This is a genomic window from Pseudobdellovibrio sp. HCB154 (assembly GCF_046267985.1).
In the GTDB taxonomy this organism is placed as follows: domain Bacteria; phylum Bdellovibrionota; class Bdellovibrionia; order Bdellovibrionales; family Bdellovibrionaceae; genus Pseudobdellovibrio.
On record NZ_CP176530.1, the window covers coordinates 2,626,621 to 2,638,803 of the forward strand.

Consider the following 12,183-nt stretch of genomic DNA (forward strand, 5'->3'; position numbering starts at 1 on the left):
CTTAAGAAATTTCTTTCGGGGCCTGCTGCTTATTACGAAGTAGCAGTAGAGCCACTAAGGTCGCAAGATACGGAAGCATTTGAATAAATTCATTCGGAATCTTCACACTCAAATTCATATTCTGTAACTGAATCTGAATCGCCTCAGCAAAACCAAAAAATAAAACAACTAACCAAGCTTTACGTAAGTTCCAGCCCGCAAAAATCACGGCAGCAAGAGCGATAAACCCGCGGCCCGCACTCATTAATGGTGAATAACTTGAAGCTAAGTACGTAGATAAAATCGCACCACCAATACCAGTAATCAGCGCACATAAAGTCACAGCCTGCCAACGGCGTTTAATCGGGTTCACCCCAACGCTGGTTAACGCTTCAGATTTTTCACCAGCGAATTTAATTTGTAAGCCCCAGTTTGATTTTTCAGCGATCCAATAACATAAAGCCATCATTGATACTGTTGTGACACTCACCATGATTAACGATTGTTTTAACGCCGCTTCTGAAGTGTCTAAAGCCGGAGTTGAACCTGTTGATTCAAATAATGTTTTACTCACAATAGGAATAATACCCATCGCCAGTAAGTTCATACCCGTTCCGACCACGATCGAATTGGCTTTAAATTTAAAAATAAGAACATTAAAAATCTGCGCCATAACTGTCGCCGCTGCAGCCGCCGCTACATAAGCTAAAACCAATGAATTTGTTTGAAAGCCAACGGCCGCTGCTGTGAATGCACCGATTAATAGGTACGCTTCTAGTGCGATTTGCGCCACACCAGATTTTTCAGAGAAATAACCGCCACTAGCCGCAAACAAAATCGGTAACGACATACGAACTGTAGCTAGAACTAAACCTAAAAGAATCTCTGGGCTCATACTTTCTTCCTTCTGTGGTTTAGATAAACAGCACCCGCTACGCAGAAAATAATGATCGCTTGCAACACCTTAGAAAAATCACGTGTTAAAAACTGCGTTTCTAAATCTAAATCTGAAGCCCCTTTATGAAGAACCGCCATGATAAAGCTTGAAAATAAAATCCCCATCGGATGACCTTGTGCTAATAGCGCCACAACAATTCCTAAGAAACCATAGGCTGGAGAAAATCCCACTTTGTACTGAAAGGTGCTGCCTAAAACTTCTGTTAAACCCACAAGGCTAGAGAAAAATCCCGCGATACCTAACGCTAAAAAATTAACTTTCTTAGCTGAAATACCCATACGTTCTGCCGCGGTTGGGTTTTCACCGTAAGCTTTGATTTCCATGCCCCATTTAGTTTTCTTTTCAAAAAACCAAACAGCTAAACAACTTAAAACCGCTAAAAGTAAAAAGCTGCTGACCGCCGATTGTTCAAAGAATGTTTTAATACTGTCAGCTTTAGCTCCTTGAAAGACCGGATTAATTAAAGCACTTTCAGGATTCTGTGATTCAGGGTTTTGGTAGTTCTGTAAAATCACATAAGTTGCAATCGCTGCAAAAATAAAATTAAGCATGATCGCAACAACGACTTCGTGACCTTGTTTGTAAACTTTAAAAAACGCAATCGTTTGCGCAGATAAAATACCAATCACCATGGTGGCTAAACAGATTAAAACAATACCGAATGTGCCTAACGATTCAGGAAGAATAATTCCCATCACGGCCGCCATCATCGCCGATAACACGATCTGACCTTCGGCCCCGATATGAAATAATCCCGCTTTAAATGGAATTGAAAACGCTAAACCTGCAAAAGCAAAACACGTTGTATAAAAAAGTGTTAAGCCCATGTCGAATTTTGATTGTAAAAAGCTTCCGCTTAATACTTTTAAAACATCGCCCGGGTTTTCTTTAAACAAAATAACTAAGACACTGCTTAAGGCTACGCCAATAAAAAACCCGATCAAACTTGAAAAATCAATACGCTTCATAGTTCGACCCCGTTCATAATCTGAGAAATCTGGCTGTTGTTCAGTGAACCTTTAACATACGGGCCCTTAATGGCGCCTTTGTATAAAATCACAAAACGATCTGATAATTTTAAAACTTCATCTAAATCAGAAGATAATAAAACCACCGCACGGTGATCTTTCTTTTGATCAAGTAGCGCTTGGTGAATCTTTTCTTGCGCACCGATATCAACACCACGCGAAGGATGAGCTGCTAAAATCACATCCGGGTTATGCCAAAGCTCGCGACCGATCACGAACTTTTGCTGGTTACCACCAGATAAAGCGCCCATGATTTTATCGCTGTCAGCTGGGCGCACGTCCCACTCTTGAATGATTTTTTCAACTTCTTTACGTACCGAAGATTTACTGACTAACCCGAACTTAGTGAACTTCTCACGATGACGGATTAAGAAGTTTTCAACTAGGTTTTGCAAAGGATAAATACTGTAACGGTAACGATCTTCTGAAATATCGCCGAATTTTAGCTTTAATAACGCGATATTTTGACGAAGTTTAAAGATAAAGTCTTCTTGGCCATTACCATCAACACCGGCTACGCCTAAAATTTCATTATTATGAAGTTTTAAACCTAGAAGGTGTAAATCATGGGCTTTGCCAGTTTCACTGACCGCTTCTTGTTTTAAAGCCTGTTGTTTACGGCCAATCATTTTTTCAGCCATTTGTTCAACGGTGAAGTTTTCACCGCGACCTGAGGCAATCATTTTACCGCGACAAAGAATAGTCACGTGGTCAGCGACTTTTTTAATTTCGTTGAGTTTATGTGAAATTAAAATTAACGTATGGCCTTGTTTTTTAAGACCTAACATGAAATTTAAAAAATCGTCGATTTCATCAGGGCTTAACACCGCTGTAGGTTCATCAAAGATAATAATCTCTGGATCTAAAATTAACACACGCAAAATTTCTAATCTTTGCTGTTCACCAATACTGTAGGCTTTAATTTTTTTATCTAAAGGTAATAACCATTTAAACTTGGCTTGTTTTTCTTCAACGATCGAAACAAGCTTTTTATCGTCAATGTTCTGCGTGCGCGCGACCAACTCTAAATGATCCCAACCCGTTAATTCATCGGCTAATTGAAAGTGCTGATGCACAAAGCCGATTTTTTCACGAAACGAATCCTGCGCTGACAGTGGCTCATAAGCTTTACCACGTAAAACCATGGCCCCAGATGTTGGTGACACAATCCCCGCTAAAACTTTCATAAGCGTCGATTTTCCGGCACCATTTTCACCAATGATCGCGTGAATCTGGTTTGTCGAAATCGAAAAGTGAACCTGTTCTAGGGACACGCAGTCCCCATAACTTTTAGAGATATTATTGAATTCGATCAGGTTTGAAACTGACATGAATTATTTTTTTGTTTTGTAATAATCTGGAACTGAAACTTTACCAGCAACGATTGATTTTTTAACTTGCGCTAATTTTTCAATTTCGGCCGCTGACCATAACGATTTGTTGTTATTATCTAAAGCCCAGTCAATACCGCCGTCTTTTAAACCAAAACGGTTAACACCAGCTGCGAACTTGCCTTCTTTAACAGACTTGATCGTTTCAAATACAGCCACATCAACTTTTTTTAACATTGAGGTAAGAACCACACCTGGTTTGACCCAGTTTTGATTTGAATCAACACCGATCGCGTAAACTTTTTTCTCTGCTGCTGCATCAAAAAGACCTGCACCTGAAGCGCCCGCCGCGTGAAAGATCACATCCGCTTTTTGTGAGATTTGCGATAGTGCGATTTCTTTGGCTTTTGCAGGATTATTCCAGGCTTCGCCTGTTACGCCGATATAGCTTACTAAGATTGTTGCTTTTGGATTTACTGATTTAATACCCGCTTCGAAACCTTTTTGGAATCTGCGGATTAAAGGAATATCCATTCCACCGATAAAACCAACAACACCAGTTTTTGATTTCATCGCAGCCGCTGCTCCTACTAGGTAAGAACCTTCGTGCTCTTCAAATAAAAGTGAACGAACGTTTTTAGCTGATACTTCGCCATCAACGATCGCAAATTTTGTTTCTGGAAATAAGGCCGCCGTTTTTTTAACTGCGTCCATTTGCGCGAAACCGATACCGATAACTAGATCATATTTTTTTTGCGCGAAATTTCTGTGAAGTGTTTCTAGTGAATTAGTATCTGTTGCTTCTACGTATTTAAGCTCGATTCCTAATTCTTTTTCAGCTTTTTTTGCGCCTTCGTAAGCCGCTGAGTTAAAAGATTTATCGTCTTTGCCGCCTTTATCTAAAACTAATCCGATTTTTAGATTGGCCATCGCAAATTGAGACACAAAAAGACAGAACACTAAAAGAAACTTCGACATGACTACCCCTTTAAATTAAATCTTCCCCGAGTTAAAGTTTATTACTTTGGTCCAGTTTGATTCAAAGTCATATTAATTTACCATAGGATTAATTCAACGATTTTAATGGCTTAGCTAGTAAGCTCTAAGAATTAATGTTTTTTAATTCGGGGTTCATACATCCTTAAAGCTACTCATTTAGGCTATTATTGTACGGTAAACACAAAAACCATTAGCGTGTATACACGCAGAAAGAGATTACCTATGAAAAAAGCATTAGCAATTATCGTGATCGCAACTTCAGCAATGGCATTTGCCGATAACCACGGCGAGAAAAAAGCTGAAATGAAAGCCAAAATGGCCGCTCACAAAACTGAAGTAAACCAAGCTTGCGCAGCTGACGCTGAAAAAGCGGGTTGCTCTGGTAAAGAAGTTGGTACTGGCTTAATGAAGTGCTTACACGCTTACAAAAAAGCTAACAAAGATTTCCAAATCTCTGAAGGCTGCAAAGCTTCAACAAAATCTTTACGCGACGAGAGAAAAACAGTTAAGGCTGAAAAAGCAGCAGAAAAAGTAGAAAAACAAGAAGAAAAAGCTGACAAGTAATTCTTCTGTGGTCACAATTTTGGCATGGGACGCAGTTCTACATCCGCTCATCCATGCCAATCTTGTGGCGCTTGCTGCGCAAGCTACCGCGTTTCGTTCTATTGGCGAGAAGCGGAAAAAGGCGATTCTGATCACCCCGTCCCTCCCAACTACTGGCTCGATGCTTCTGATCGAGCCCGCATTCTTAAAGGTACCGACGATAAACATCACCCAAAATGTATTGCCTTAAAGGGCCGAATCGGCGAGTTTGTTACCTGTGAAATCTACTCAAATCGCCCGTCGCCTTGCAGGAATTTTCAAGCCAGTTATGAATCTGGTGCCCACGTTCCCCGTTGCGACGAAGCCAGAGCCAAACATGGCCTTAGACCGCTCACAAAACAAGACTTCATCGCTTTTTTCGAAAGCCAAAGACCTCTTCCTGACGCTGAAGCATGATTTTAAGACGCTAGGCATGAAAGCCACGTTTAAAAAGCATGGCTGGAAGCTCTTTGCCATTTTCTTTGTGTATTACTTAATACGCGATTCACTTCTTTATATCGTAATTCCTGGCCTGGTGGGCTATGGATTATTAGCAAAATAAGCTGACGAAATAATAAGCTGCTTGCTTTAAAAATAAATATTTATTTATAATTATAAGTGATGAAGGAGTTCACCAAGCATCACGACATTGTCGCGCAGATCAAAGTCTGGTTTGCACAAAAACAGTTCGCTCATGTAACAATGAGTGAAAAGGTGAACTTTATCGGAAATCTTTACGCCGATTATTTTGTTCGAACTGAATTAGTCTTATCATCACCGTTAAATAACTTTCCACATGTTGAAATTTGGGTAACCAACGATGGCGCGATTGGTTTTGGGCTTCGTTATAAAAATCATTCGTCGAAATTTGCTTGCGGGCATCAGCCCGTGCATATCAATAGCGATCTGGTTTTAGCTTTACTGGAAATTTTAGCCCACGGCGCTTGTGCGATTAAAAAAACTGGTTTGTGGTTTTTAGGTTTTACGAATTTTAAACTGTTTATTAAGGACGATGAGTTTCAGAAACTGAAACGTTTTAACTCTGCGATGGACTATGATTATGCCACTCACTTCATCTCGCCTTGCGAAGAGCTTCCGCAAGGTAAGAATGTTGTCGAGCTTTCGGCTTGGCTGTGACCATCAGTCTTGCGATAAAAAGCCGAATAAAATCCAGCTCACAGCCATAATGATACACAAGCCTCCCAGAAAAGACAGAAAGCCAAAGATCCAAGCTACATCGGTTATAAGAATTTGACTTTGATGACGATAAACTTTCAATCCCCCCATAGCATAAAGCGAAAAAATAAAAAATAACGTGCCTCCAATAAATAGCCGCACCCGGGTCGTTAAATTTTGTCTTGAAGTAAGATGAAGAACGGCAAACACGGCGGCGACAAGATTCGTACCAAATAAAATCGTGTGAAAATGGGCTACTAAAAAATAAGTGGACCGCGCGACTTGTCCAGAGTCGGTCATGAGATGATAAAGACCTGTTATCGTACCTAATGAAAGTAACACAAGCAGTAATTGTATCATCGCGGTTAATGCTGATCTTCGCCGCGTACGCCAGGGCCAAACCTGCAATACGATAACAATCATACCGAGCAAGGGCACAGATAATAACCCCATAAGCCAATCGGAATAAAGTGCCAGATTTAAATTCTGGCGAAAATAGCTGAAGAGCGTAAAAGCCATTTTCAACACCGCCAGTAGCCCAACAATTATAAAACAAATTTTCGCTTGAGCTAAGTTAGTTTTCGTTAAAGGCTGATACTCATTCACGATTTCAAGAATTAACCCAACCCCCAAAGGAGTCATAAGATAAACAGAAGGTCGTAACAGTAAATTGTAAAGACCGACCCATTCGCGATTGAGCTGAGAACCAAAAACCAGCAGTGGAAGAGTTAACAACGACAAAAGATAAACAAAACTCACTGTCATCAAGGCCCAAGAAAAAGGAGACCGAAAAATTTTATCCCGACTTTCAGACCTTAACCACAATGTAAGTAAGTTTACTGAATCAGTGATGCGAGACATTTGCAGTAAAAGCAAACCACTGAAAAACAAAAATCCAGATACGCCAGCTCCTTGAACTTCACTCCACGGAATCATCCAACCTGAATTAAATTCTCCGGCAAACATTCCCACAAGCACCGCAACAATCCCCGTTGAATGTAATAAAAAACCTGCGGTAGCTATCTCTAAGAAATACCGCGGCTTATTTAAAAGTTTTTGACCTGAAACTAAATAACCAAAACCGGCATGAAAGACCGGAGGTAAAAAAAACGACATCATAATGAGGCCGTGCATTGTGAAAGCGCGGTTGTAAAAGCTGTGCACCTGCGGCACAGACGTTAAAGCTAAAAGCTGAATGATTTTTAAAAATAAAGCTAAAATACCCGCAAAAACAAATAACGTGAAGCTCAGTATTAAGTACTTCGCTGCAAGATCTTTAAGGGGTTCTGCTTTATGCATTAACCGGAAAAACCGCCTAGCAGAAACATGCCGCACATTAATAATGTGGCGCCAAAAATTCCTACGACGGCTCCTGCTACAAGACCGAACCCAATTCCAACGCTAATCACTACATCTTTCATAAAAATCTTTCTCTGAAAACAAGAAGCTATCCCTCGACTTCAAAGCGGGGAAAAAGAATTTCGTTTTCTATTTTCATATGTTCAAAGGTGTCTTCGACAAATTCGCGAAGCAAGACCATTAATTTTTGGTAAGACTGGCACGCCCCCAATGGGGGAACAAAATCATCCATTAAAATCTTTAGCTGTTTAAGATCTTCGTCGTCATGCTGATGGTCAGAGCGCATACAGTAAATTGGCCCCTTAAGAGCCTTGAACTGGTTTAAATCACTTAATTGCACGAGCGCAGGAAAAAGCATTTGTTCTTCTTTAGTAAGATGAAACTGTAAATGCGCGACGACTTTATCAAATAAATTTTTAGCTGCGGCCAATGTGTTATGGCTGTTGCCGTGAACATTAACCACCCGCTCAAACAACGGCGTAATTGTTAAAACGTCATATCTTAGTTTTTTGTGATAACGATTGAGAAGTAAATCAACTAACCCTTCGTTACTCATTTTTTTATATTCACTAGTTCTATCCATAATATCCATAATAGATAACATCCTGTGTTTTATTTATGATTTAGATCATAAGCGACATGATTTATAAGCTCTGCAAAACGTGTAGCATGGTCAACAGGGCTTTCTTTTGAAATGATAAAGGGGTTCATCAAAGTCAGCCGCAGCAAAACCATTTCTTCAGAATCAAGAGCAAGGCATTCTTTCATACAACTGTTATGAATCATGAGGTTAAAATGATGCTTAGTCAGAGTCGTTTTTGAAATCCAATATTTGTTTTCTTCGGCTATTCGCTCATAGATACGTAAATTTAACGAATTCACTTGTGATAGGTTTTTAAACCCGGCCACCACAGAAAAGCATAAAATATTCGTATCTTGCCCCCCTGGAAAAAGAATTTTCATTTCGTTTTTTTGCAAAGCTTTTTTGAATATATCTTTTGCTAACATCGTTCGAGCTAAAATTCTGGCGTAGCCATCAGAACCCTGAAAGCATTTCATCGACGTATACGTTGCTACAGCACCGGCGGCTGAGCGCGAACCCTCGATGGTGAAGTTTCCTAAATTATGCCTGTCGCTCTTTATATACGGACCGGTAAACGGCTTAATAAAATAATCTTCAGAGTTCTTGCAGATAAAAGCCCCGGAAGCATAAGGAACATAACCTAATTTGTGCGGATCAAGCGTCACTGAATCGGCTTCAGACATGCTGAGCAAATTCTTAAAAGTCGCTGTGTCTAAATTCGCTGCTGACTCTGCTTTAACGAGAGAGCGAAAAAATCCTCCATAGGCCGCATCGATATGAAACCAAATATGGCCGTCTTTACCGCAAGTAAATTTTTTGAGAACATCCGCAATTTCACTTATCGGATCGATAGTGCCTAGCTCTGTGGTTCCGGCAATTCCAACCACTCCTAAAAGAGGGGTATTTTCTTGCTGTAGGAATTTTAATTTTTCGTACAAATCGACAACTGACATTCTTCCGGACTGATCAAGATCGACATATATCAGGTTTTCTTCTCCTAAACCTAAATAATGCATACCTTTCGGCCAAGAATAATGCTTACTTGATGAAACCAGCAAAACCGGTGCTTTCGTAGGATGAACCTTTTTAATTTTATCCTGGCCTAAAGAGTCAACGATCGCATTGTACTTACTCCAGCCCATTATTGAGGCCGCAAATAAATCTTTTTCTCCGGCTGCCGCCGCCGCATTTAACCAATTAAACAGACGCTCTCTGGCTCTGAATAAAAATTCAAAATTAGCAACGGTGCCACCGGAAGTAAAATGTCCGGTTCCCTGTCTATAGCCAGCAAGTTCACTTAAAAAATAAATGGCCTCTTTTTCAATTTCAGTTCCGACCGTTGAAGCTTCACTGGAAATATTATTGGGATTATGCAGTAAAGTAATTATATGCCCAAGTAAGGCCGGCATACTTATTTCTGAAAACATATGTCCGATGTAACGCGGTGAAAATTTAGGTATCTCTGATTCAAATCTTTTGACCAAACTTGCAATAACGTCTTCAGACCATTTTTGTTGGGTTTTAAATTCGCTAACAGCTTTATCGCTGTCAGAAATTAAACAGCCTTCGCCACCACTGAAGTTTTTACGCCAGTCAAACCAACTGTTCAAAATATATGTGACCTGCGACGTGATCCATTCCCTGTTTTCTGCCGATGGACCAAGAAAAAAACTTTTCACAGCAACGTCTTGTGGAACACAGTGCAAATCAATTTTTTTCATAAAACCCGCTTTCGTTCATTTTACTTCTGAATAGAATATTACAAAATCCCAATACAATGAGAGCAGCCATGACTTGATGAAAGACAGCTCCGATTTTTGGAACATGAAAAATAACTAAGATAATTCCCAATAAAATTTGCGAAAGAGTGATGCCCAATAAATGAATAAAAGGCCCGCGGCTGTTTCGCACTGTTCTTTGTAAACCCGAAATAGAATAGATCGTAATTAAGACGGCGACGGCAACACCTAACCATCGGTGTGTCCAATGCACGAACAGTGCCGCAAAATCAAAAAGATGCTCTGGCACAAATTGCCCGCTCATCAGCGGAAATGTATCTGACATATAACCGGCTCTAAGCCCGCTCATCAGACAGCCGTAAAATATTTGTAAACATAAAAAGATACCAACGGTGGGCGTTAACCATTCTGTTTCACTTTTTTTCTTAAAGTAAATGGGTTCTCGGTAAGCACAAAGTAAATAAAAGGTGTAAACCAATAGAGCTAACGCTAAAAAATAATGAACGGCTAAAAGATAAGCGCTGACCTGAGGTTCTTTAATCAGACCACTTTTGACCATAACCCAGCCCATCAGGCCTTGAAATCCGATCGATGTTAAAAGAATTGAAAAATTAAAAAGCGAAACTTTTTTCCGCCGTAAAAAAAATAATCCAGGAAGTAAGACATATAAAAAAATTATTCTTCCCAGCAACCGGTGGCCGTACTCCCAATAATAAATAGATTTATATTGCGAAAGGTCCATTTGGAAATTAACCAGCAGGTACTGCGGGGTCAGCTTGTATTTTCCGAACTCTTCAAGCCAGTCTTTGTCTGTTAGCGGTGGGATGATTCCCGTAACAGGCTTCCACTCGGTAATTGAAAGTCCTGACTCAGTTAAACGAGTTGCGCCGCCCACTGAAATCATCAAAAGCACAAGAGCAATAAGTCCGACGTACCAAATCCTGATTTTTTTATCCATCACTATTCCCAATTTAATAATCTTTTTTCACCTTCCAATTTTTTGATTTCAGTCACATCTTGCGATACTTCGATGACTCCGCGGTAGACTTTGTTTTTATCTCGAACGGCAAAATATCTGATATGTATTAAACGTCCGCGGTAATTAATCCAAAAATCGGCCACATCTTTTCGGCCCGCTTTAAACTCTTCCAAAATTCTAAGCACTGCATCCACGCTTTTCGGCGGATGACAGAAGCGAACTTCGCGGCCGATAACCCCGGAACTTCGGGGGAAAACCCGTTCTTCACCTCTGTTATAAAAAGCGACCTTGTCGTTTTCGTCGACAAAAGTGAGGTCAAAAGGCATGACCTGAAACAACAAATTAATTTGTTCTAAGGTCATTTTTCCTTCTGACAATTTTAAAAAGCTATCGGCCAAAGAGGATTGTGGATTTTGCTTCAGCTGAGCAGAATCAGTTTCGCTCACATTTGTTTTATGCATCCATCCGATTTCACCTTCACCGGCTTTCATTTGCTCCCAGTCTTCAGGAAGTAAAATATCTAACGCAATCGGAAACAATCTAGATTCTTCGACATTCATCATTCTTAGAAGCTCACTAAGCATGATGTCTACCCGCTCTTGCAAGTGAGTTGTCTCTTTCTTTTCAAGCATGGCCCGAACGTCTTTTATAAGCTGCCGGTTATCGTCGTGAAATCTCCACATACCTTGGCTTGGTCCAAACCATCCCCGCTTTTCAAGGTAAGGAAACAACTGATTCTCTTTTCTTGTATAACGAATATCGACACAGGCTATTTGATTAAATAGATTGTAGGCCAGCTGAATATCATTAACGATATCGACCTTTGATAACTGGTTTAACAGATCTATGAGATACCGATTTTCTTCGACATAAGTTAATAGTGGATGACCCGCTTCAAGTTTTTTTGCGTACTCTGGAATTAAAGACTCAATATTCATGACCAAATATTCGCATGCAGGTTCTAAATCAATAATGACTTAAATCATATGCTGCTAAAGAATTTTCAGCGCTAAACGTGATTTAAATCATGTTTTTCAGATAAAGCACGTGACATATGATCTAGATCATTGCTCAAACTTAATCTTTCACAAAAAATAGGCTCATGAGTAAAAATAAACCCATAGTTTATTCTTGTTCCGGCTGTTCGTCTGCCGCACAGATGGCCAATTACATTGCCATCAAAATCGACCGACAAAAGATCGCCGAAATGAGCTGTATCGCGGGCGTTGGAGGCGACGTAACTTCTTTAGTTAACTTCGCAAAATCCGGGCGTCAAATCATAACCATTGATGGCTGCCCGTTAAAATGCTGCCAAGCCTGTCTTAAAAGGCATGATTTGCACCCTACTGAAGCCTTTGTTTTGTCAGAATTTAAAGTCAAAAAAAAACTTGGAGAAGATTTTGATAAGGATCAAGCAGATATCATCCTGAATCAAATTGAGCAAAATATTCTGCAAAAACTAAAGTAGTT

General features: G+C 40.0%; 13 protein-coding genes and 1 pseudogene. 5 read left to right on the forward strand and 9 right to left on the reverse strand.

The annotated features are described in order from the left end of the window. Position 1: 1 nt before the first annotated feature. Genes ACKWCF_RS12760 through ACKWCF_RS12775 form a run of 4 tightly spaced genes read right to left on the reverse strand, consistent with a single transcriptional unit; the run spans position 2 to position 4,274 of the window. A complete protein-coding gene (locus ACKWCF_RS12760) occupies positions 2–874 on the reverse strand; it encodes an ABC transporter permease (protein ID WP_409477978.1) in 873 nt (290 codons plus the stop codon). Then, positions 871–1,905, reverse strand: a complete 1,035-nt coding sequence (locus ACKWCF_RS12765) for an ABC transporter permease (RefSeq protein WP_409477979.1) — start codon at positions 1,903–1,905, stop codon at positions 871–873. The genes ACKWCF_RS12760 and ACKWCF_RS12765 overlap by 4 nt, the downstream gene beginning before the upstream one ends. Next, the gene (locus ACKWCF_RS12770; RefSeq protein WP_409477980.1) at positions 1,902–3,239 is read right to left on the reverse strand and encodes an ATP-binding cassette domain-containing protein; all 1,338 of its coding nucleotides are present in this window, start codon (positions 3,237–3,239) and stop codon (positions 1,902–1,904) included. The genes ACKWCF_RS12765 and ACKWCF_RS12770 overlap by 4 nt, the downstream gene beginning before the upstream one ends. Before the next feature lie 60 nt (positions 3,240–3,299). Beyond that, the gene (locus tag ACKWCF_RS12775) at positions 3,300–4,274 is read right to left on the reverse strand and encodes a BMP family protein (RefSeq protein WP_409477981.1); all 975 of its coding nucleotides are present in this window, start codon (positions 4,272–4,274) and stop codon (positions 3,300–3,302) included. 243 nt (positions 4,275–4,517) lie between these two features. Between ACKWCF_RS12775 and ACKWCF_RS12780 the strand changes: the two genes are divergently transcribed. From ACKWCF_RS12780 to ACKWCF_RS12795, 4 genes and pseudogenes are all read left to right on the forward strand, one after another. Next, complete coding sequence (locus ACKWCF_RS12780) at positions 4,518–4,859, forward strand: hypothetical protein (protein ID WP_409477982.1); 342 nt, start codon at positions 4,518–4,520, stop codon at positions 4,857–4,859. A 24-nt stretch (positions 4,860–4,883) separates the two neighbouring features. Further along, positions 4,884–5,105 (forward strand): annotated as a pseudogene (locus tag ACKWCF_RS12785) (YkgJ family cysteine cluster protein); the annotation flags it as partial. Between the two features lie 10 nt (positions 5,106–5,115). Next, positions 5,116–5,439, forward strand: a complete 324-nt coding sequence (locus ACKWCF_RS12790; RefSeq protein WP_409480277.1) for a hypothetical protein — start codon at positions 5,116–5,118, stop codon at positions 5,437–5,439. Between the two features lie 59 nt (positions 5,440–5,498). Continuing rightward, a complete protein-coding gene (locus tag ACKWCF_RS12795; protein WP_409477983.1) occupies positions 5,499–6,014 on the forward strand; it encodes a hypothetical protein in 516 nt (171 codons plus the stop codon). Positions 6,015–6,017: 3 nt separating this feature from the next. On the opposite strand, the gene ACKWCF_RS12800 is transcribed toward ACKWCF_RS12795, so the two are convergent. The 5 genes from ACKWCF_RS12800 to ACKWCF_RS12820 all read right to left on the reverse strand — a co-directional run bounded on the left by ACKWCF_RS12800 (position 6,018) and on the right by ACKWCF_RS12820 (position 11,651). Beyond that, the gene (locus tag ACKWCF_RS12800; RefSeq protein ID WP_409477984.1) at positions 6,018–7,352 is read right to left on the reverse strand and encodes a cbb3-type cytochrome c oxidase subunit I; all 1,335 of its coding nucleotides are present in this window, start codon (positions 7,350–7,352) and stop codon (positions 6,018–6,020) included. A gap of 148 nt (positions 7,353–7,500) precedes the next feature. Next, positions 7,501–7,995 (reverse strand): hemerythrin domain-containing protein, encoded by a 495-nt coding sequence (locus tag ACKWCF_RS12805; protein WP_409477985.1) that lies wholly within the window; start codon positions 7,993–7,995, stop codon positions 7,501–7,503. Between the two features lie 29 nt (positions 7,996–8,024). Continuing rightward, a complete protein-coding gene (locus ACKWCF_RS12810) occupies positions 8,025–9,716 on the reverse strand; it encodes a pyridoxal phosphate-dependent decarboxylase family protein (protein WP_409477986.1) in 1,692 nt (563 codons plus the stop codon). Further along, on the reverse strand, positions 9,703–10,692 hold the full coding sequence (locus tag ACKWCF_RS12815; protein ID WP_409477987.1) for a COX15/CtaA family protein: 990 nt from the start codon (positions 10,690–10,692) through the stop codon (positions 9,703–9,705). Before ACKWCF_RS12815 ends, ACKWCF_RS12810 begins: the two co-directional genes overlap by 14 nt. A gap of 2 nt (positions 10,693–10,694) precedes the next feature. After that, positions 10,695–11,651, reverse strand: a complete 957-nt coding sequence (locus tag ACKWCF_RS12820; RefSeq protein WP_409477988.1) for a DUF438 domain-containing protein — start codon at positions 11,649–11,651, stop codon at positions 10,695–10,697. Between the two features lie 164 nt (positions 11,652–11,815). Between ACKWCF_RS12820 and ACKWCF_RS12825 the strand changes: the two genes are divergently transcribed. Further along, on the forward strand, positions 11,816–12,181 hold the full coding sequence (locus ACKWCF_RS12825) for a putative zinc-binding protein (RefSeq protein WP_409477989.1): 366 nt from the start codon (positions 11,816–11,818) through the stop codon (positions 12,179–12,181). Positions 12,182–12,183 lie beyond the last annotated feature (2 nt).